Origin of the sequence: Spirosoma taeanense (assembly GCF_013127955.1) — a bacterium.
Lineage (GTDB): Bacteria > Bacteroidota > Bacteroidia > Cytophagales > Spirosomataceae > Spirosoma > Spirosoma taeanense.
Map to the genome: position 1 here is coordinate 3,566,536 of NZ_CP053435.1, position 20,184 is coordinate 3,586,719.

The following is a 20,184-nucleotide window of genomic DNA, read 5'->3' on the forward strand; positions in this document are numbered from 1 at the left end:
TATGCGCTTCATCCCTACCAACGTCCACGGCGTCCTGGATTACGTCAGTGGCGGTTTATTTCTGGCTTCGCCCTGGCTATTTGGCTTTGCCGATAAACCAGCCGCTAAGTGGGTTCCGGTGGCTGCGGGCAGCGCGGCCCTTTCCTCCTCGCTGTTCACGGATTATGAACTGGGTGCCATCCGAAAAATACCCATGCCTGCTCATCTGGCCTTAGACGTAGCCGAGGGCGTTATGCTAGCCACGTCACCCTGGCTGTTTGGTTTCGCCAAAAAAGTATATATGCCTCATCTCCTGTTTGGCGTTTTTGCCATTGGCGCCGGGCTATTAACCAAAACAAGCCCGGAAGACTGATAACCAGCACCTTTCTTGTACTGGTACTCTTAATCACCAGGAAACTTTCGGACGAATATTGAAATAAGTAAACCTCATTGTCGCGCCGATCTGCTCCTAGGTCGGCGTAACTTTTTCCGTACCTTCGCCTTCCCGAAGAGTACAGCAAAACCGCATCAGCGGACCAATCATTAACTAAACCGTTATGCAACAGAAAATCCGGCGCGAAGACGCCCTCGACTACCACGCGAAGGGACGTCCCGGCAAACTTGAAGTCATTCCAACCAAAGAATACAATACTCAACGCGACCTCTCGCTGGCGTATTCGCCGGGTGTTGCCGAGCCGTGTCTGGCCATTGAAGCCAATCCGGAAGATGTGTATAAATACACGGCCAAGGGCAATCTGGTGGCCGTTATCAGCAATGGCACGGCCGTTCTGGGTCTGGGCGACATCGGCCCCGAAGCGGGTAAGCCCGTCATGGAGGGCAAAGGACTGCTGTTCAAGATTTACGCCGACATCGACGTGTTCGACATCGAACTGAACACCAAGGACGTCGATGAATTCGTTCGTACGGTCAAGATTCTGGAACCTACGTTCGGTGGAGTGAACCTGGAGGACATCAAAGCGCCCGAGTGCTTCGAGATTGAGGAGCGGCTCAAAAAAGAGCTGAACATCCCGATTATGCACGACGACCAGCACGGAACGGCCATTATCTCCGGTGCGGCCCTGCTGAACGCCCTCGAACTGGTTGGTAAAAACATCGCCGACGTTAAGTTCGTAGTCAACGGTGCGGGCGCTTCGGCCATCTCCTGCTCCAAGCTGTATCTGGCACTGGGCGCGAAGATCGAAAACTTCGTCATGTGCGACAGCAAAGGGGTGATTCGGGCCGACCGAACGGACCTTGACGAGCGGAAAGCACAGTTCGCCACCAGCCGCGATCTCAATTCGCTCGAAGAAGCCTTTGTCGGGGCCGACGTATTCATTGGGTTGTCGAAAGGCAACGTCGTCAGCCAGGATATGGTCCGCTCGATGGCGAATGATGCCATTGTGTTTGCGATGGCCAACCCCACGCCCGAAATCAGTTACGAAGATGCTACGTCAGCCCGGCCCGACATCATCATGGCAACGGGCCGCTCCGATTACCCCAACCAGGTCAACAACGTACTTGGTTTTCCGTATATCTTCCGGGGAGCGCTCGATATCCGGGCGACGGAAATTAACGAAGCGATGAAGCTTGCGGCTACCTACGCGCTGGCCGATCTGGCGAAAAAAACCGTTCCTGATCTGGTTAACCTTGCTTACGGCGAAGCCAATCTAATGTTTGGCCGGACGTATATCATCCCCAAACCCGTTGACCCGCGTTTGCTGGCCACTGTAGCCCCGGCAGTGGCTAAAGCCGCCATGGACTCGGGCGTGGCCCGGCAGCCCATAACCGACTGGGAAGCTTACGAAACCCAACTCGCCCGGCGACTAGGACAGGATAATCAGATTTCGCGGGTAATTCTGACGAAGGCCAAATCGGATCCCAAACGGGTTGTCTTCGCCGACGCCGAAAACCCAAAGGTGCTGAAAGCTGCGCAGCAGGTGCGCGATGAAGGGATTGCCTTCCCGATTCTGCTCGGCGATAAGGCCAACGTACAGCAACTCATCGCCGAGAACAGTCTGGACATGGGCGATGTACCGATCATTGACCCGCGGTCACCGGAGCAGGATGCGCTGATTCAGCGGTTCGGCGATCTGTATTTCCAGAAGCGGCAGCGTAAAGGCGTCAACGCCACCGAGGCCCGCAAGCAGATGTACTACCGCAACTATTTCGGGGCCATGATGGTCGAAACCGGCGAAGCCGATGCCCTGATCTCGGGTCTGACCCGAAATTACCCCGATACGATCCGGCCAGCCCTGCAGGTGATCGGCAAACAGAAAGGCGTTCAGAAAGTGGCGGGTATGTATATCCTGCTGACCAAGCGCGGACCGCTTTTCTTCTCCGACACGACCGTCAATTTCAACCCAACGGCGGAGGAAATTGTGGAGATTACTGAAATGACTGCCCGCGCCGTCGAGCGGTTCAACATCAAGCCCCGCATCGCACTGGTGACGTATTCGAACTTCGGCAGTGCTAAAGGTGAAGACGCCGAAAAGATGAACCAGGCCGTTATGACGCTCCAGCAGAAACACCCCGACATGATCGTGGACGGCGAGATTCAGGCGCACCTCGGCTTTAATACCGAGCTGTTACGGCAGAATTATCCCTTCAGCAAGCTGGTCGAGGAAGGGGCCAATACGTTTATTTTCCCCAACCTGTCGGCGGCCAACATTGCTTACAACCTCATGAGCGAAGCAGCCGGCTTCGATACGATCGGCCCGATTCTGCTGGGTATTCATAAGCCTGTGTATGTGTTGCAGCTCGGTTCGTCGGAGCGCGAAATCGTCAACATGGTCGCCATTGCGGTGGTCGAGGCACAGGGAAAATAGTTTGTTCAATACTAAACGGTGCCTGATGAGCGCAGCGCTCATCAGGCATCCTTCAATGCATGGCACGGATTTTAACCGGCATTCAGAGCAGCGGGCGTCCGCACCTGGGCAACATTCTGGGGGCAATCAAACCCGCCATTGACTTATCCAAACAGCCCGGCAACGAGTCGTTTCTGTTTATTGCGGATCTGCATTCGCTGACGACGATCAAAGACGGACCGATGCGTCGGGAGTTTACGCGGGCAGTGGCCGCTACCTGGCTGGCGTTTGGTCTGGACACAACCAAAAACACCTTCTGGCGACAGTCGCGGGTCGTGGAGCATACCGAACTGGCCTGGCACCTGTGCTGCTTTACGCCCTTTCCAATGCTCAACAACGCAACCTCATTCAAGGAAAAGGCTGATAAGCTGTCGGATGTAAACGCGGGTTTGTTTGTTTATCCGGTTCTGCAGGCCGCCGACATTCTGCTGTACGACGCCGAAATCATTCCCGTTGGTAAGGATCAGCGACAGCACATCGAAATGACCCGCGACATTGCCAGTGCGTTCAACCGGCAGTATAACGAAGACGTGTTTGTGCTGCCCGAAGCCCGGATCGACGACCGGCTGATGACCATTCCAGGCATCGACGGGCAGAAAATGAGCAAGTCGTATAACAATTATATCGACATCTTCCTGCCCGCCAACGAGTTGTATAAAGTGATCAAAAAGATCAAATCCGACTCGACACCCCTGGATGAGCCCAAGAATCCGGATACCGACATTACGTTCCAGATTTATTCGCTGTTGGCATCGGACGAGCAGACAGGTGAAATGCGACGGTTATACGAAGGCGGTAACTATGGCTACGGAACGGCCAAAAAAGCGCTTTATGAACTTATCATCGAACAGTATGCCCCGGTTCGCGAACGCTTCGATTACTATATGGCCAACAACGACGCCCTTGAAACCGAGCTTCGGACGGGCGAAGAAAAAGCCAGCGCGATAGCCCGACGAACGCTGGCGCGCGTGCGGGAAAAACTAGGGTATAATTAACAGGCTGTGGAAATCACCCACAGCCTTACCCGATCTTATTCTTCAGGTCGTCCCCGGCAATGATCGTGCTGATAAATTTATAGCCTTGACTGGCCTCACTAAAACGGCGGTCTGTTTCAACCAGCTTCATAAACTGCTCGTGATCCTTGGTGCTCCGGCTAACCAGACAGCCAGCGCTGGCGCGACCGATGTTGTTTGGATCGGCGTTAAAGCCTGAATGCTGATTAATGCCGAAACCACTCCCCACGTCAATTTTATCGCCGGTACGTTTACCATCTTTATTCAGGTCTCGATGAACCGATACATTCGCGACCTGTACCAACGCTTTGTGGGCTGAGGGCGTCTGTGCCTTATGAAGGCCCACCCGCCAGGATTTATACTGTCCAAACGCAATGCGTGCTGCGCCCAATAAATTCTCGGGTTTATCAGTGAAGAACCGGCCCGGCTCCGTAGTAGCCAGCACATTCATCCGTATAGTGGGTTTATTGTCGGCGATTTCAATCACTATACGTCGGTCGTTGAATTTATTGAACTCATCGGCATTCGGCATCCCATCCTCATTGGCCCCTTCAACGTAAACGATGTTGAGAAAACCAGGGAGTTTAGCCACCCAGAAATTCCGCAGTTGCATATACCGGATAATCCGGCTGGCAAAATCATTCCCTAACGTCAAGGGCATAAATGTATCGGCGCTGAAATCGAGTAACGACTGCGCCAGCAATACTTCAATCGTTTCATCGAGCTGAATTCCAATCTGACGGGCGTATAGACGTAAAGCCAGTTTGGACACCGGACCGAAGTCTCCATCGGCCGGAGCGTCCAGGCAACCCAGTGTGATAAGCCGGGTCTGAATCTCGCCCGCCAAAACGGCGTCAAAGGCCAGATCTTTCAGATGTATCGTACGCCCATTGGCAATAACTTCCTGAAGTTTCATGTGTCAAATTGGTTATCAAGATGATATATAAAAGAACGGTAATTATAAGAAATGCTCTGAAGTAGTATCTGCTGTAAAATTCTCTCTCGTTTCCGGCTTTTTTGCAGGGGAAACTACCCATCTTTCAGGGTTAAATCCCCTAATTTCTCCCCCGGTTCAGTTCTGGCTTTTTTCAATATGATTTGATTATGAACAGAGGAAACACCGACCCGGAGAGCAGAATAAAGACGGCCTGGCGGATCGCTTATTCAGCAATTGGCAAGTTGCGATAGCCGACTAACTTTGCGCCGATTGTTTTCTCTGATAAACTCTCCTTTTCCAATGCTCAACCTCGGTTTTGTCTCCGCCATCCTGGCCGATTATGACCTGAACGGTGTTCTTAAATTTGCCTCGGACCATACATTCAAATGCGTCGAACTCATGTGCTGGCCCAGCGGCAACGCCGATGCACGCCGGTATGCGGGCGTTACGCATATAGACGTCGACAATCTGCACCCCGACCAGATTCATACGCTGATGCGGCTCTATCATGTGTCGATTTCGGGACTTGGCTACTACCCAAATCCACTTGACCCGAATCCGGAGCAGGCTGAGTTTTACCGGGAACATCTCAAGAAAATCATTCGGGCGGCTGCCAAACTGGGGGTGCCGGTCGTTAATACATTCATTGGGCGCAATCCGTCGCTGAGCGTAGCAGATAACCTGAAACTGTACGCCGAACACTGGCCCGGCATCATCCGGGTAGCCGAAGAGTGTAATATTAAAATCGGCATCGAAAACTGCCCAATGTGGTTCACCGACGACGAATGGCCGGGCGGCAAGAACCTCGCCACGACACCCGCTATCTGGGACAGGATGTTCGAAATTATCCCCTCGCGGGCACTGGGCCTGAACTACGACCCCAGCCATCTGGTCTGGCAGATGATGGATGAAGTGCAGCCCATCTACGATTACCGCGAGCGCCTGCACCATATCCACCTGAAGGACGTAAAAGTGTATCGCGACAAACTCAACCGTGTTGGTATCATGGCCAATCCGCTGGAGTACCACTCGCCTAAACTTCCGGGCCTGGGCGACGTTCGGTGGCGGGACTTTTTCGCGGCCCTGACCGATGTGCGGTACCGCGGGCCCGTCTGCATTGAGGTGGAGGATAAAGCATACGAAGGCAGCTCAGAAGACGTACAGACGGCTATCCTGACCGCCCGAAACTACCTGAATCAATTCCTGGTGCTTTAATTACAGAGACTATACCCAACATAGAATCTGAAGTCAAATACTGACTGTCGGAGAGCAAGCCAGCTGCTGTTTTAGTCTCCGACAATCAGTATTTTCGTTTCTGTGCATAACTGGCTCAATGTCTTCTATATTCCTATCTCGCCCCGTCATGGTATATGCAATAGCTAGGGCCAATGAAGCAGAAATCCTTCACTAAAAACGGGAAATTTCCCATTGACTTCAAAAATGACCAGTTATTAGCTTTACGAAATACTTGTAAGAAATACTCATACAATAGTGAACAATTTATTTTAGATATATCCATAACATATGTTCGGTTCACAGATACTGGAAGTTGCGATAGGCATAATCTTTATTTTTCTACTGGTTAGTATCATCTGCTCTGCCCTTCGCGAAGGTATTGAAGCTTGGCTAAAAACCAGGGCGGCTTACCTTGAATATGGCATCCGAGAGTTATTGCATGATAAAGGGGCAATCGGTCTAGCCAAAAGCTTTTTTAATCATCCACTGATCTATTGTCTATTTTCAAAAGATTATAATCCAACAGATAAGACCAAGCCTCCTGGATTGCTAGCTAATGGTTCAAACCTGCCTTCGTACATTCCAGCTAAAAACTTCGCTCAAGCATTAATGGATATTGCGGCTCGAGGCCCCAGCACAGACATCAGAAGCAGTGACCCTAATGCTCCCGCAGTATCACTCGAGAACATTCGTATTAACCTTCTGAGCCTTCAAAATCCAGCGATACAAAGAGTGTTGCTCTTAGCTATTGACTCAGCTGAAGGAGACTTAAACAAAGCTCAAGAAAATTTAGAAGCTTGGTACAATAGCAGTATGGACCGAGTCTCTGGGTGGTATAAACGTTCAACGAGTTGGGTTCTTTTCTGGATTGGCCTTTTTGTAGCCGTCGCGCTAAATATCAACACTGTCTCTATCGCAACTTACCTGTCTAAAAATGATATCGCACGTGCGGCTATTGTTGCCAGGGCGGCAGCACTAGCTAAAGATAGTACTTTCCTGCAAGAAGACTTTCAAAAGGTAAGTCAGGAACTCAGTTCATTAGCACTACCAATTGGATGGGACAATATAGACATTACATGGCCAAAGAAAAATTCTAACTTCAATCTGTGGGATAATGTGTTATCCTGGATTTTAGGTTGGCTAGTGACCGGATTAGCAGTCACTATGGGGGCACCTTTTTGGTTTGATCTCTTGAACAAAGTAATGGTAATACGCTCTACAGTTAAACCGCACGAAAAGAGTTTAGAAGAGGCCTCTGAGGACCGTCAATTACCGACGCAACGTATTGCCGGAGTTATACCAGAAGTAGAACCAAAAAACCTACCAGCTAAACCAATTAAAACTTCCCCTCTGCCTATTGGCGAACAGCCGATGATAAACGTTCAAGCACCTTTAGATGCAGATAGCGATGTTGACGGCTGCCTTGATCATAGTCATGATGCATTGGATGAAGATATAACCAATGATGAAGATTTACCCGTAGCGACAGGAGGTGTAGAAATATGAGTCATTCCCTGATATGGTTACCTAGCGTACTGAATGACGCAGGTCTAAAAGTGGCTTTAGTAGACGGGTGGGAAACCCGTGGTCGGGGCGATGTTGGCACTATTTTCGGTGTTATCTGCCATCATACAGCGGGAGTCAATACAGGTAATATGCCTAGTCTTAAGACGCTTATCAACGGACGCTCTGATTTACCTGGACCTTTAGCTCAATTAGGGCTTGGTCGTGATGGAACGTATTATGTGATTGCCGCCGGACGTTGCAACCACGCAGGAGTAGGCAGTTTTAGAGGCTTGAGCAACGGAAACAAAAACTTTATTGGTATTGAAGCAGAAAATACAGGTCTTGGCAGCGATTTTCCGTGGCCTGATATTCAAATGGATGCTTATCACCGAGGAGTGGCGGCCATCTTAAAGCACTTAGGGAGAGGAGCCGGGAATTGCTGTGCCCACAAGGAGTACGCTTTACCTGCAGGGCGGAAAAACGACCCCCTTTTCAATATGAATTCCTTCCGTTCAAGAGTAGCTGAGTTACTAAATGATGGGGTTCCGGCTCGTCCTCGAATACCCTCTATAGAACCAACCGGCGGCCGTCCAACTCTCCGACGGGGTAAAATAGGTATGCCTGAGGAACTAATAAAACTAGTACAGCAGAAAGTGGGAGTAAGTGCCGACGGGAATTTTGGTCCCAAAACAGAGGCAGCAGTGCGAGTTTTTCAGAGAGATAACGGCCTCGTTCCAGATGGTATTGTTGGTCCTAAAACTTGGCTAGTTTTAAAATAAAAGTTGGTCAAGTTTTAACGAAATATTTAACAATGAACTAAGGCTGTTATAAAAGAATAGTATGGAAGAAAACAGCCAATCACTGTGAGCGAACTAGGTATTAACTTAAATAATAAATTGCTCTCATATCAACTAATTTACAAGCTAATTAAAAATTAATATGGCAAACATTGTAGAGTATCACAAAGACAAAGGACCAATTGTCTTGGAAGTTACTAGCGGATTCGCCTGTGTAGGCTCATTTTTGCTTCTTTTATTTAAAAATGGTGAAGTAGAAGAAATGTTTCCTGATCGTTCTAAGTCCATAAGCGATAACATACCAGATATATTTTCCACTTCTTTACAAACCTTGAAAGATTCAACATTAACTATCGTAGGCAAGTATGCACCTGCTCCAAGCCATAATCAGATTTTTGTTAAATATGAATTCTTTCAATTAGAGAAAGATGATCCTGAAGCTGATTTAGCCAAACTCAAAATAAGTCCTGTTGACGGTGGTATCATACAAGAGTTATCTGATATAATGATAAAAAGGAGAAACGTTTTTACTTTTCAACCTATTTAATCTGTTTATACAATGAAAACCCTAGCAACTTTAACATTAGCTTTCTCGGTATTTATAGATTGCTTAGCACAGAATAAAAGCCCTGTAGTAAAAGATTCTATTGCTAAGGCTACAAACTTTTCGGTTCCTTCATCAGCTGCATTTAACTTACTAGATGTCAATCCTAGCAAGATTAATAGACCAGGATTTGCAAAAGATTTCAAATTTGATTGGGTTTTCAATGGTACCCAAATATCTCCTAACATAGCAATAGAAGCACAACCAATCTGGCTCTTGTTCGCCAAAAATAAATCTTATTCTGAAATAGAGGATTTTAATATCGTAGAAAGAGCTCTCTATAGTTTAGATTTATCACTAGGAACAGCACAAAGGAAAATATCGGAAACAGCAGGGAGTATGCAGACCAGTCAAGTTCAATCATTAGCTTTTGCTGCGAAATTAAATCTATACTCGTCAAAAAATCCCTTATATGACGATGGTTTTATTAAAAACTATGCGCCTAGATTCTCCGAAGAAGAAGAAAAATTAGAAACAGAAAAAACAAGAATTGAAGGTGTATTGAACGGGTTGAAAAAAGACTCATCCAGTTTTGCTAATGATATCAACATTTTGAAGTCATCAATTCCAGTTGACCAGCTAAAATTAACTCAGCTATTAGCTCAACTAGCCCAATTAACCTTGGCAATTCAAAATCACATTAATCAATTCGAGTCTATTGAACGAAAACTTAATAATATTTTCGATAGAGAAGTTAAAGCAACGCAGGCTTTTGTTGAAAGGTATGAGAAAGAGAATTGGAATTCAACAATTATAGATTTTGGATATGGACAAGTTTTTAATTATAGTGGAGATAACATTGGAAACTTACAATTCTTTGATAAAGGAAATGCATTTTGGCTGAGCGGAGTCATTCGGATAGGCAAAAAACACACAATTTTTGGTCAGAGGGTTATGCTTAATTTTATGACAAGATACATAACCACAACAAAAACGCCAAATTTTACCTATGGCGGGAATCTTCGTTATGGAAGCAAATTAATTAATTTCTTTATTGAAGGAGTTCAAACAAATTATACAAAAATAGAGCCAGGGGCAACGGCTGAAAATACAACGACTATTGCATATGGCGGTGATTTCAAAATAAATAATCTATTCTACGTTCAGCTTGGCATTAGAACAAATTACAATAAAGATTTTAAATTAAGAGATATTATTCCATTAGTAAATTTTAACTATTTACTTCCAACCCAGTGACATACATACAAAGATGAAATTAAACAAAAAAGTAATTGCTAACCTACCATAGATAGCAATTCTATAAAATAAGTATACTTATAGCCAAAGTAATTCACTTTTATATCTGATTAAAATTCATTTGTAGTAATATTTAAAATGTTGCTACAAATGAATTTATAAATATAAGTTAGCTGTACAATTGAAAGATATGGCTAAAGATCCAAATCAGGAGCAAACTGCTTCAGGGTTAAACCCAGTAGAAAGCTCCGGTCTGTCTGAGTTGACAGAACAGCTTAAGAAGCTAGTTGCTAAAATAGATACTCCAAAGAAAAAAAGTGTGTGGGACGTAATCGCTGTTCTCACCCCTTTTATAGGCACGGTTGTTCTAGGAGGCTTAAGTTTATATCTAACTCAATCCTATCAGAGGCTAGAAGCCGAACGTGCTGCTCGGTTCAACCAGGTTCAAGTAGAGATGCAACGCGCACAAATTAGAATTGAAGAACTTAAGGCTATAACATCCTTCGCTCCCTTACTTTCTAACCGTGACCAGCATACCCGAGAGATTGCTAATCAAGTTCTGAAAGCTATTCGTTCTACAGGAACGCTCCCAAGTATTAAACAGCCAGCTAATGAAGTAAATTTACCATCCACAAAATCGGCATCAACACCACACTTTCCTGTAACAACGTCACTAATCGACTCTTTTGCAGCAACTGCATCATCCCCGACTCTACCAACACAAAGCCGAGTTGAAGCAATTCGTAAAATTGGCGCGATTGCAGCCGCCACAACGACTTCCCCGAAGATTCGTGAGCACGCTGCCGATATAGTTGCCCAAATCGCCTACTCTAAAGAAACTCCTGATGAAGTAAAGCAAATTGCATCAGAAATAATTGCAAAAATCAAGCAGGTTAATGCATCAGAGGTAGAAAAGATGATTTCCACTCAACCATTAACACGGGAGGTTAGCGAGGTTATCCTTCACCACAGTGCAACGCCAGCAAGTTCTTTTAAAGGTGCGCAATCTCTATATAGCTTTGCCTCATTCCAGGTTGAAGGAATGCTATGGCGTCATGTATCGTGGCACTATGCTATTGCCCCTGATGGATCAATCTGGTTAGGAGCCCCGCTTGATGAGATCGCTATTCATGTTGGGACGCAGAATAAAACCAGCGTTTCTGTCATGCTAATTATGAATGGGGACAAGGAAGTGCCAACAACTCCACAACGCTCGTCGCTCGTCGTTGTACTCCATGCTCTGTCTACCCGCCTGAAATTGGATATGTCTTTAGATTCCCCCCAAGATCATGGCTTTCACTTTCATCGTGATTATCAAAAATATAAAAATTGCCCAGGTTCTCTACTGACCAAGGAGATGGTAATTAGCTGGCTTTAGTTGGCTTGCTGACAAACTATCTAATCGCTTCCCGCGCCTATCTTTGCGCTTCTATGCGCGACTGGCTCAACGACCTCGACACCCAACTCTTTATCTGGCTAAACGGCCGCTATACGCCCTCGCTGGACCCCATTATGGTCTGGATTACGGAGCGGAATAGCTGGCTTCTGTTTTACGTTCTGCTCATTGGCTGGCTGGTATATCAGTACCGCCGGCGGGCGTTGAGCCTGTTGATTACCATTGCCGCCAGCGTCGGCATCGCCGATCAGCTTTCTTCGTCGGTGCTGAAACCCCTCACCCATCGACTGCGCCCCTGCCACGTTCCGGCCCTGCAGAAACTCATTCACCCGGTTCTGGAGTGTGGGGGTCAGTATGGTTTTGTTTCCTCCCACGCAGCAACCACCTTTGGCTTAGCCACCAGTCTGTATTTGCTGCTGGGTCGTCAGCATCCCTGGATTCGAGGGGTGTTTCTGTGGGCCATGGCCGTTTCATACAGCCGGATTTACGTAGCAGCCCACTATCCCCTCGATGTGTTGGCGGGCGCGGGCGTGGGCGTCCTATCGGCGGTCCTTTGCGCTATGATTTATCGAAAAGCAACGAAAGCCGCCTGTCTGGAACGCCGATAAGTCTTCTTCGTGTCTCAAATTATCCAGGGAGCCGTGGCTTTCTACCCGTTTTTTTCTTACCTTTGCGGGAAATTTACCCGGCACCAATGGCTTCATTCAACCCGGTCAAGATTTTTTCGGGGAGTCAATCCACCTATTTAGCCGAGAAAATCGCGCACTATTACGGCAAAGACCTCGGCGGTTATACCTGCCGACGGTTCAGCGACGGTGAGATGTCGCCTAGTTTCGAAGAGTCTGTTCGCGGCTGCGACGTGTTTCTGATTCAGTCGACGCCCCCACCGGGCGATAACCTGATGGAATTACTGTTGATGGTCGATGCGGCCCGCCGGGCCTCAGCGCACTACGTAACGGTAGTCATTCCGTACTTCGGCTATGCCCGGCAGGACCGGAAAGACAAGCCCCGCGTAGCGATTGCGGCCAAACTGGTAGCGAACATGCTGGCCGCATCGGGAGCCGACCGGCTGATGACGATTGACCTGCATGCCGGACAGATCCAGGGCTTTTTTGACTTCCCGGTAGATCACCTGGAAGGTACATCGGTCTTCGTACCGTATATCAAAAGCCTGAACCTGGACAATCTGGTGATTGCCTCACCGGACGTGGGTGGTGCTAACCGCGCCCGCACGTTCGCCAAGCATTTCAACGCCGACATTGTCCTGTGCGATAAACACCGCAAACGGGCTAATGAAATTGCCTCCATGCAGGTCATCGGCGACGTCGAAGGGGCTAATGTCGTGCTGGTCGATGACCTGATCGATACCGGCGGTACGATGGCTAAAGCGGCTCAGATTATCCTGGACAAGGGTGCTGCGTCGGTTCGCGCGATTTGTACGCACCCGGTTATGTCGGGCAAGGCGCACGAAAACATCGCGGGATCAGTTCTGGAGGAGTTGGTAGTAGCCGATACGTTACCGATCCGGCAACCCAACGAAAAAATTAAAGTGCTGTCGGTGGCCGAGTTATTCGCCAAAGCCATCGGCCGCATTCGGGATCACGAATCTATTAGTTCTTTATTTATACGAAATTGAGCGGTTGAGTAAATTAATGATTAAGCGTCTGGAGCTTTCATTCATCAACTCGATCACTCATTCACTCAAATTGAATTTACAAACATGAAAAAAATCGAGATTGTAGGGTATCAACGAGCGAATCTCGGCCGCACGGAATCACAGGCGATTCGGGCCGAGGGCAATGTTCCGTGCGTATTGTACGGTGGTCAGGAGCAAGTGCATTTTTATGCGCCGGCCATTCTGTTCCGCGAATTGCTGTACACACCCAATGTGTATGAAGTAAACCTGAACATCGAAGGTACGGAGTACCGGGCGGTGCTTCAGGAAGCCCAGTTCCACCCCGTTAGCGATGCGCTGCTCCACGCCGACTTCCTGCAGGTTGCCGATGGAAAAGCCGTTAAAGTTGCCGTTCCGGTTCGTCTGGTCGGTACCGCACCGGGTGTACAAAAAGGAGGTAAACTGGTGACCCGCGTACGGAAACTGCGCGTGAAAGGTACCATCGAAAACATCCCTGATTTCATTGATGTTGACGTATCGGGCCTTGACCTGGGTAAATCTGTCCGCGTTGGTCAGATTCCGGTGTCGAACTTCGAAATGCTGGAACAGGCATCCAACCCGGTTGCCAGCATCGAAATTCCACGGGCACTGCGCGGCACGGTCGGCAAATAAGTCAGTTAATAGTAGGCGGCTAAAAAGCTGTTTTAGTAAGCTAATAGATACAAAAAAGTCCGCTGTTAACTCAGTGGACTTTTTTGTATTTGGACTGTTTGGTAGAATGGCTTTATAAGGCCCCGGTTATGCCCAGTTCAGTCAGCGAATGTTTCGTAGCCTGAATACGCTGCTCGTGTTGCAGCCGGGTGGGCGGTGCAACGCGCTCCAGACAGTTTTCGGCCCGGCAGCGCTCACACGATTCATTAACTTCCCGGCGTAGCAAAGCCGGGTCATCCAGAAACCGAATACGGGAACGCGACGCCGGATTGAGCAACACACCGAGCGATACGCTATGGTTCAAATGTTGAATAGGCGTCAGCGGACGGGCAAACGTAAAGAAGAAATAGGTATTCTGGGAATCGATATACTCCGAGATTTGCGCCCGCAGGAGAGGTTCCTGATACTTCTGCTGCTGCAATAAAGCGTCCAGTTCATAGAGGCTCGTTACCGATGCCCAGCGTCGGCAGTAATGTTCCTCCGTTGTCCCATGCGGGTTATGCAAACGAGCCAGATGAATCTCGCGGGTCAGGTTGACAACCGCGCTGCTGGACTCATGTTCAAAGCGGAGAAACACGACATCTTCGATACCAAAATCGTGGGGCAGCAGATTACTCATCCGCAGAAGCAGTGTTTCGGGCGTTGCCTGAAACTGCTCGAGCATCGTCATCAGATCCCCAGCGGCCTCGACCCAGGAGGTGCGATTTAGAAACTGATCGAGTCGTTGCCGGAGGGCCTCACGTGGAATCAGAACCGCGCCCGCGAAATACGACGCCCGGGAGTGGTTGAGTACTTGCTCAAACGAATTCACCTCCACCCAGGTAGAGGTCAGCGGTCGTTTTTTGAGGTTCATGTACTGGAAGGCCAGTTCCCGACCTAGCGTAAATGCCCGCTGATCGGCCGTTAAATTCTGATTGAGCAGCAGTCGGTTCTCGTGCGGAATATAGACGGATCGCAGCCGAACCAGCCCCGGATGCGTATCCTCATTAAATAAAACGATCTGGTAACTGTAGCGCTGTATGAGGTAGTCGGCAAGCACAGTTTCGCTAACGATGCAGTGACTGGGCAGGCCACTTTCGCGCAGAAACTGATCGGCGGCTTCCTCAATGTCGTTGAAGTAGTTGTCGTGCATTTCCTGATACGTCCGCATCACCGCGAAATAGAACTGCTCGACGTTCAGATTATAGTTACGGGCAATCTCGACAACCGTACTGATAAAGGCACTCAACTTCACCGGGGCTTCGGAGAGCAGCTCAAGCAGATCACCCGGTTCGATGCCGAACATACCCAGCGGCAGTTCGGCCAGCAGGTTGGAGCGGAGCAACTGATAAATCGGCTCCATCTTTTTGTTTAGCTGCAGGGATACCAGAGCTTCATACGAAGTATCCATCGCCCTGGCTAAAGCTATAATCTTTTCCGTCTTGGGATACTTCTTCCCTTTTTCTATTTCATTAATGTAGGACTGCGACAGATTAGCCCGTTCTGCCAGCTCATACTGCGTAATCGATTTATCCAGCCGTAACTGCCGTAGTTTCAGCCCAAATAACAGCCGTATATTCTCCGAGTTGAAGTCCATTTAATAAAATCGGGTAAGCCAAAAGTACTGAAACAAGTCCTAAACAGCAATTCGGATTTATTTAGCGATTAATCGCTTGAACTAGATTTAATCGCTGAATACATTTGCTATTCCTGATTAATAAGCACTCATCATAAACTAAACCTAACTATGACCATGGACGCTGTAACCTCGTCTTCTGTTGCAACAACTCCGGCAAGCCTGGATTCTATAGTTCAGCAGGCCGGACACTGTTTGCGTGATCTTTCACCGGAACAACTTATTGACTATGCCCTCCGCAACGGCGAAGGTAAACTGGCGGATTGCGGTGCACTGGTGTGCAAAACAGGTAAGTTCACCGGCCGAACGCCTAAAGACCGGTATATCGTGCGTGATCAACTTACCGAACGGAGTGTTGACTGGGGCGACGTAAACCAACCGTTTGATGCTGATCGGTTTGATGCGCTGTATGAGCGTATGCTTGCTAATCTGGCCGGTCAGAACGTGTATGTGCGTTACGCCCGGGCGGGGGCCATGGCTCGCTACTGCTTCCGGCTCCAGATTGTTACGACGCTGGCCTGGCACAACCTATACAGCCAGATCATGTTCCTGCGGCCTGATGAGAATGAGTCTACCGATAGACCGGTTGACATCACCGTTCTTGCAGATCCAAACTTCAGGGCTGATCCGGCCCTCGACGGTGTACGGAATCCCAACTTTACGTTACTGAATCTGGCAAAAGGCATCATCCTGATTGGTGGGACGGGTTACGCAGGGGAGATAAAAAAATCGGTTTTTTCGGCTCTTAACTACTGGCTGCCCGTTCGGTATGGCGTTCTGCCCATGCACTGCGCGGCCAACATAGGAGAACAGGGCGATACTGCCCTGTTCTTTGGGTTATCCGGCACCGGGAAAACAACCCTCTCGGCCGACCCCACCCGCCGATTAATTGGTGATGACGAACACGGCTGGGCTGATGAAGGTATTTTCAACTTTGAAGGCGGCTGCTACGCAAAGGTCATCAACCTTAACAAAGAGCATGAGCCGCAGATTTTTAACGCTATACGTCCCGGCGCGCTTTTGGAGAATACGTTATTCCAGTCCAACGGCAGCAGTATTAATTATGCCGATCGCTCGCTGACAGAAAACACCCGCTGTGCCTACCCCATCGACCACATTCCTAACGCCGTAATTCCGTCGGTGGGCAGCGCACCTAAGCATATTTTCTTTTTAACGGCGGATGCCTTCGGCGTACTGCCACCCATTGCCCGACTGACTCCCCAGCAGGCTCTGGATTATTTTCTGCTGGGTTACACTGCCAAGATACCGGGAACGGAACAAGGCATAAGCAGTCCTATGGCAACGTTCTCGTCCTGCTTCGGGGCCGCGTTCCTACCCCTGCCTGCCCGCACGTACGCGAATCTCCTCAGGGCGCGCATTGAGCAGCACAATGCACAAGTCTGGCTGGTTAATACGGGCTGGAAAGGCGGAGGTTTTGGCGTTGGCAAACGCATGTCACTGCCGCACACAAGGGCTATGATTAAAGCGGCTCTGAGTGGCGCACTCGACGCGGTGCCGTATGAGCAACATCCCGAATTTGGCCTGGCCATGCCCCGGCGCTGCCCGGGTGTTCCGACCGAATTGCTGAACCCGATTGATACCTGGGACTATAAAGGGATGTACACCGCAGCCGCCCGTCGGCTGGCCAATGCGTTTTCGAAAAAGTTAGGCGAACTCTAATCAATGCCCACCCTTCCGTTCTTTACGTTGGATAGTTTCAATAAAGCCGCGCCAGTTTAGACTAGCGCGGCTTTATTGTGGTGATCAATGGGCCGCTGACCCGTATCAGTAATGATCTGGGTCAGCGGCCCAGCCAGTCCTTGAACTCCGACAGACGGCTCATACTGACAAACACCTCCTGGCGGGAGACTGGCAGCAAATCGAGTTTGAGTTTCCCCGCCGAATAGGCATGAACGCTCTGGATAGCAGATCGGGCCACGATGAACTGACGATTTACCCGAAAGAACTGATCGGGCTTCAATAAGCTGGTTAGCTGATCCAGACTATATTCAAGCGGGAGTAACTGACCGCCTTTTGCAAGCAGGAACGTAGCTTTCTCTTCCGAATAGAAATAGGCGATATCAGTTACCTCCACGCTATGAATTTTCGTCCCAATGGTAACCATAAACCGTTCCTTGAACCCACTCGAAGCCGGGTTTTGCATAAGCTGAAGAAGCGCCTTCAGGTCGGGCAGGCCGGGTTGAGAGCGAATAGTTTTGAATTTATTCATGGCCGCCACCAACTCCTCATAGTCAACCGGTTTCAGCAGGTAATCGACACTGTTGAGTTTAAAGGCTTTCAGCACATACTCGTCGTAGGCGGTGGTAAAAATGACCGGTACGGTTAGTTTAAGCTGCTCAAAAATGCGAAAGGCCAGCCCGTCTTCCAGATGAATATCCATGAACGCCAGTTCGGGCTGTGGGTGCGTACTGAACCAGTCGACGGCCTCTTTTACGGAAGGCAGCTGGGTAAGCACATGTATAGCCGGATCGTACTTTTTCAACAGACGTTCCAGCAGGCGGGCGGTACGATCTTCATCTTCAACAATAACAACGTTCATGACAAGAGCGGAAGGGTGACAACAAATGCTTTATCCTGATGGCCGTAGGATACGGGTCGATTGGTAAGCAAAGCGTAACGGTTGACAATATTCTGTAATCCTACGCCGGTAGAAGGTTCGGGTTGGTCGCGCGGCAGCCAAAGATTTTCGATAACCAGGCTATCGTCCTGACAATAGATACGCACGCGCAGCGGTTCGTTAACCGACATCCGGTTGTGTTTGACCGCATTTTCGACCAGCAACTGGAGCGATAAGGGAGCGATTCGATACTGGTTCTGCTGCGCCGGGGTAAGCTCAATGCTGACCTCGAATTTATTTTCGAAACGGATCTGGAGCAGAAACGTGTAGGCGCGAATGAAATCTACTTCTGTCTTAAGAGAAACCAGTTCCTGGTCCCGCTGCTCGAGGATGTACCGATACACTTTAGACAACTGCTTGATGTATTGCTCGGAGAGGTCGGCATCCTCATGCACCATGGAGGTAAGAATGCTCAGGCTGTTGAAGAGGAAGTGCGGACTCAGTTGATGTTTCAGAGCCTCCACCTGGCTCAGGGCGGCTTCTTTCTCTGACTGCTCCGCCCGAAGCTGCACATCTTTCAGTTGCTGATAGGAGCGGGAAATGATGGTCAGATAGAAGGCGGATAACATGATGATCAGGTTAAATACCTTGTTCACCCGCTGCAAATAGGCGAACACTTCCGGAGTAAACGGCGGGGCGTGGTGCTGTTGGTGACCGTCAGCCTGAAAAATCAAGGAAAAAAGCGTTACGATAATTAGTTGAAAAACCTGAGCGTAAAGCAGAGCCAGCCCCAGCGAGATGAGCATGGTCAGTACCAGCGCTCGCCAGCTAAAATCAAGCAAAAAGTCTTCCCCAAACCAGCGGAATAGTTGAAGCTGAATCCAGTCTGTAGCCGTAATCCAGATAAAGTACAAGCCCATAGCGATCAGAACGACGACAGCTATCAGCGGTGCTATCTTCACCACCTTGTCCACACTGCGAACGGATTGCGGCAGATTAATATAGAGCAATAATGGTGAATACAACAGGAGTAGTCGGGTAGCTACCTGCCATTTTTGTCGGTACGTTAGAGGTACGGCCATGTTAGGTTATCAAAGACAATGGAGCCAATCGACTACTACCGTCCAAAAATGAAATAGGCAAACGAGTTTCGTTCCGGCTATTATTATGACAGAACAACCCTGATCAGAAAAGGCATAAAGCGGTGTCTGGTCAGGGTTGTTCTGTCATAGGACCTAAGCTGAAACGACTAATCAATAGCCGACTGGTGAGCATTAATCCTGTAAGGTTACCAGTTGATGGCTGGGAACCTCCGTTACGGTAAAGGCTTTTACGATACGTTCTTTGCCAACAGCGATTGACAATCGATAAACGCCTGTATTCAGCTTAGAAATATCAAACTGCTGCTTGATGCCATCGCGCAGGTTAACATTGGAGGAATAGAGGATATGTCCCTGGTCATCATTTAAGGCGACCGTAGCCGTCGCTGGCTGCGGAGCGACTACCAGTTTGACTTTATCCGTTCCGATCAGCGAGGCCGTTGCAACGGGTTTACTGGGTTCATTGGTGGTGGCAAACGATGCTGAACTGGCTGCCAGTCCTAACATCAGGAGAAGAATCTTTTTCATGATTTAGGTATTGAATGGGGTTAAAATTCCTGAACAACAAAGCTTTCGTTGGGATTGGCCTGAACCACAAACGTCTTCGTGAGCGTTTCATGACCCGTAGTGAGCGTCAACCGGTAAGTGCCGGTGCCTAAGCTTGAGAAGTCAAATTGCTGGCTCAGTCCTTTTTGCAGGGACACCGTTGAGGAATAGACCGCCTGGCCCTTGGCATCCCGAATCGCGAGCTGGCCTTTGGTCTGAAGAGGCTGAACGTAAAGCTTGATTTTGTGCTCGGGGGTCATCACCAGACGGGTCTGGGAAGCTGCGGCTGGCGTAGTGGATGGATTTGCGAACGATGCAGCACTGGCTACCAGGCTCAGCATCAGAATAAGGACTTTTTTCATGGCTTTTGTTTGTAATGGTTGTTTTTATCTCGTTTGGTGAAACAAAGTTGCCATGGAATTACCGGGCCAGAAAACGAAAGGCGACGAGCGCCGGAATCAGTCGGATGAGCGTGACCTTCTGAGAGATG

Annotated in this window: 19 protein-coding genes; 13 read left to right on the forward strand and 6 right to left on the reverse strand. The window is 48.9% G+C overall.

What is annotated here, in order from left to right; translation table 11 throughout:
• Position 1 precedes the first annotated feature (1 nt).
• The 3 genes from HNV11_RS14890 to trpS all read left to right on the forward strand — a co-directional run bounded on the left by HNV11_RS14890 (position 2) and on the right by trpS (position 3,838).
• Positions 2-352 (forward strand): SPW repeat domain-containing protein, encoded by a 351-nt coding sequence (locus HNV11_RS14890; RefSeq protein ID WP_171740420.1) that lies wholly within the window; start codon positions 2-4, stop codon positions 350-352.
• Positions 353-536: 184 nt separating this feature from the next.
• On the forward strand, positions 537-2,804 hold the full coding sequence (locus HNV11_RS14895) for an NADP-dependent malic enzyme (RefSeq protein WP_171740421.1): 2,268 nt from the start codon (positions 537-539) through the stop codon (positions 2,802-2,804).
• Positions 2,805-2,863: 59 nt separating this feature from the next.
• Positions 2,864-3,838, forward strand: coding sequence for a tryptophan--tRNA ligase (trpS, locus tag HNV11_RS14900; protein WP_171740422.1), 975 nt, complete (start codon positions 2,864-2,866; stop codon positions 3,836-3,838).
• 25 nt (positions 3,839-3,863) lie between these two features.
• Here trpS and HNV11_RS14905 read toward each other — a convergent pair whose 3' ends face one another.
• Complete coding sequence (locus HNV11_RS14905) at positions 3,864-4,772, reverse strand: peptidoglycan-binding domain-containing protein (protein WP_171740423.1); 909 nt, start codon at positions 4,770-4,772, stop codon at positions 3,864-3,866.
• Positions 4,773-5,093: 321 nt separating this feature from the next.
• Here HNV11_RS14905 and HNV11_RS14910 point away from each other — a divergent pair, with 321 nt between their 5' ends.
• The 9 genes from HNV11_RS14910 (at position 5,094) to HNV11_RS14950 (ending at position 13,816) form a co-directional block, all read left to right on the forward strand.
• The gene (locus HNV11_RS14910; protein WP_171740424.1) at positions 5,094-6,008 is read left to right on the forward strand and encodes a sugar phosphate isomerase/epimerase family protein; all 915 of its coding nucleotides are present in this window, start codon (positions 5,094-5,096) and stop codon (positions 6,006-6,008) included.
• Positions 6,009-6,317: 309 nt separating this feature from the next.
• Positions 6,318-7,535, forward strand: a complete 1,218-nt coding sequence (locus tag HNV11_RS14915; RefSeq protein ID WP_171740425.1) for a hypothetical protein — start codon at positions 6,318-6,320, stop codon at positions 7,533-7,535.
• On the forward strand, positions 7,532-8,314 hold the full coding sequence (locus tag HNV11_RS24145) for a peptidoglycan recognition protein family protein (RefSeq protein WP_171740426.1): 783 nt from the start codon (positions 7,532-7,534) through the stop codon (positions 8,312-8,314). Before HNV11_RS14915 ends, HNV11_RS24145 begins: the two co-directional genes overlap by 4 nt.
• A gap of 160 nt (positions 8,315-8,474) precedes the next feature.
• On the forward strand, positions 8,475-8,879 hold the full coding sequence (locus HNV11_RS14925; protein WP_171740427.1) for a hypothetical protein: 405 nt from the start codon (positions 8,475-8,477) through the stop codon (positions 8,877-8,879).
• Positions 8,880-8,891: 12 nt separating this feature from the next.
• Positions 8,892-10,133 (forward strand): hypothetical protein, encoded by a 1,242-nt coding sequence (locus tag HNV11_RS14930; protein WP_171740428.1) that lies wholly within the window; start codon positions 8,892-8,894, stop codon positions 10,131-10,133.
• 190 nt (positions 10,134-10,323) lie between these two features.
• A complete protein-coding gene (locus tag HNV11_RS14935; RefSeq protein WP_171740429.1) occupies positions 10,324-11,511 on the forward strand; it encodes a peptidoglycan recognition protein family protein in 1,188 nt (395 codons plus the stop codon).
• Between the two features lie 53 nt (positions 11,512-11,564).
• Positions 11,565-12,137: a phosphatase PAP2 family protein gene (locus HNV11_RS14940; protein ID WP_171740430.1), complete on the forward strand. Its 573-nt coding sequence runs from the start codon at positions 11,565-11,567 to the stop codon at positions 12,135-12,137.
• Positions 12,138-12,223: 86 nt separating this feature from the next.
• Complete coding sequence (locus HNV11_RS14945) at positions 12,224-13,165, forward strand: ribose-phosphate pyrophosphokinase (RefSeq protein WP_171740431.1); 942 nt, start codon at positions 12,224-12,226, stop codon at positions 13,163-13,165.
• 84 nt (positions 13,166-13,249) lie between these two features.
• Positions 13,250-13,816 carry a 50S ribosomal protein L25/general stress protein Ctc gene (locus tag HNV11_RS14950; protein ID WP_171740432.1) on the forward strand — a complete coding sequence of 189 codons (567 nt, stop codon included), beginning with the start codon at positions 13,250-13,252 and terminating at the stop codon, positions 13,814-13,816.
• A gap of 112 nt (positions 13,817-13,928) precedes the next feature.
• Here the strand turns inward: HNV11_RS14950 and HNV11_RS14955 are convergent, their stop codons facing one another.
• Positions 13,929-15,431, reverse strand: a complete 1,503-nt coding sequence (locus HNV11_RS14955) for a helix-turn-helix domain-containing protein (protein WP_171740433.1) — start codon at positions 15,429-15,431, stop codon at positions 13,929-13,931.
• Positions 15,432-15,587: 156 nt separating this feature from the next.
• On the opposite strand from HNV11_RS14955, the gene pckA reads away from it, so the two are divergent.
• Positions 15,588-17,150, forward strand: coding sequence for a phosphoenolpyruvate carboxykinase (ATP) (gene pckA / locus HNV11_RS14960; protein ID WP_240163454.1), 1,563 nt, complete (start codon positions 15,588-15,590; stop codon positions 17,148-17,150).
• 121 nt (positions 17,151-17,271) lie between these two features.
• On the opposite strand, the gene HNV11_RS14965 is transcribed toward pckA, so the two are convergent.
• From HNV11_RS14965 to HNV11_RS14980, 4 genes are all read right to left on the reverse strand, one after another.
• Entirely contained in the window at positions 17,272-18,030 is a 759-nt protein-coding gene (locus HNV11_RS14965) for a LytR/AlgR family response regulator transcription factor (RefSeq protein WP_171740435.1), read from the reverse strand.
• Positions 18,027-19,130, reverse strand: coding sequence for a sensor histidine kinase (locus tag HNV11_RS14970; protein ID WP_171740436.1), 1,104 nt, complete (start codon positions 19,128-19,130; stop codon positions 18,027-18,029). Before HNV11_RS14970 ends, HNV11_RS14965 begins: the two co-directional genes overlap by 4 nt.
• Before the next feature lie 192 nt (positions 19,131-19,322).
• Entirely contained in the window at positions 19,323-19,676 is a 354-nt protein-coding gene (locus tag HNV11_RS14975) for a T9SS C-terminal target domain-containing protein (RefSeq protein ID WP_171740437.1), read from the reverse strand.
• Between the two features lie 20 nt (positions 19,677-19,696).
• Positions 19,697-20,056, reverse strand: coding sequence for a T9SS type A sorting domain-containing protein (locus HNV11_RS14980; protein WP_171740438.1), 360 nt, complete (start codon positions 20,054-20,056; stop codon positions 19,697-19,699).
• Positions 20,057-20,184 lie beyond the last annotated feature (128 nt).

Excerpts from the sequence above, each read along its gene's own strand:
- HNV11_RS14890 (WP_171740420.1), top strand. The coding sequence starts at position 2 with ATGCGCTTCATCCCTACCAACGTCCACGGCGTCCTGGATTACGTCAGT.
- HNV11_RS14895 (WP_171740421.1), top strand. The coding sequence starts at position 537 with ATGCAACAGAAAATCCGGCGCGAAGACGCCCTCGACTACCACGCGAAG.
- trpS (WP_171740422.1), top strand. The coding sequence starts at position 2,864 with ATGGCACGGATTTTAACCGGCATTCAGAGCAGCGGGCGTCCGCACCTG.
- HNV11_RS14905 (WP_171740423.1), bottom strand. The coding sequence starts at position 4,772 with ATGAAACTTCAGGAAGTTATTGCCAATGGGCGTACGATACATCTGAAA.
- HNV11_RS14910 (WP_171740424.1), top strand. The coding sequence starts at position 5,094 with ATGCTCAACCTCGGTTTTGTCTCCGCCATCCTGGCCGATTATGACCTG.
- HNV11_RS14915 (WP_171740425.1), top strand. The coding sequence starts at position 6,318 with ATGTTCGGTTCACAGATACTGGAAGTTGCGATAGGCATAATCTTTATT.
- HNV11_RS24145 (WP_171740426.1), top strand. The coding sequence starts at position 7,532 with ATGAGTCATTCCCTGATATGGTTACCTAGCGTACTGAATGACGCAGGT.
- HNV11_RS14925 (WP_171740427.1), top strand. The coding sequence starts at position 8,475 with ATGGCAAACATTGTAGAGTATCACAAAGACAAAGGACCAATTGTCTTG.
- HNV11_RS14930 (WP_171740428.1), top strand. The coding sequence starts at position 8,892 with ATGAAAACCCTAGCAACTTTAACATTAGCTTTCTCGGTATTTATAGAT.
- HNV11_RS14935 (WP_171740429.1), top strand. The coding sequence starts at position 10,324 with ATGGCTAAAGATCCAAATCAGGAGCAAACTGCTTCAGGGTTAAACCCA.
- HNV11_RS14940 (WP_171740430.1), top strand. The coding sequence starts at position 11,565 with ATGCGCGACTGGCTCAACGACCTCGACACCCAACTCTTTATCTGGCTA.
- HNV11_RS14945 (WP_171740431.1), top strand. The coding sequence starts at position 12,224 with ATGGCTTCATTCAACCCGGTCAAGATTTTTTCGGGGAGTCAATCCACC.
- HNV11_RS14950 (WP_171740432.1), top strand. The coding sequence starts at position 13,250 with ATGAAAAAAATCGAGATTGTAGGGTATCAACGAGCGAATCTCGGCCGC.
- HNV11_RS14955 (WP_171740433.1), bottom strand. The coding sequence starts at position 15,431 with ATGGACTTCAACTCGGAGAATATACGGCTGTTATTTGGGCTGAAACTA.
- pckA (WP_240163454.1), top strand. The coding sequence starts at position 15,588 with ATGGACGCTGTAACCTCGTCTTCTGTTGCAACAACTCCGGCAAGCCTG.
- HNV11_RS14965 (WP_171740435.1), bottom strand. The coding sequence starts at position 18,030 with ATGAACGTTGTTATTGTTGAAGATGAAGATCGTACCGCCCGCCTGCTG.
- HNV11_RS14970 (WP_171740436.1), bottom strand. The coding sequence starts at position 19,130 with ATGGCCGTACCTCTAACGTACCGACAAAAATGGCAGGTAGCTACCCGA.
- HNV11_RS14975 (WP_171740437.1), bottom strand. The coding sequence starts at position 19,676 with ATGAAAAAGATTCTTCTCCTGATGTTAGGACTGGCAGCCAGTTCAGCA.
- HNV11_RS14980 (WP_171740438.1), bottom strand. The coding sequence starts at position 20,056 with ATGAAAAAAGTCCTTATTCTGATGCTGAGCCTGGTAGCCAGTGCTGCA.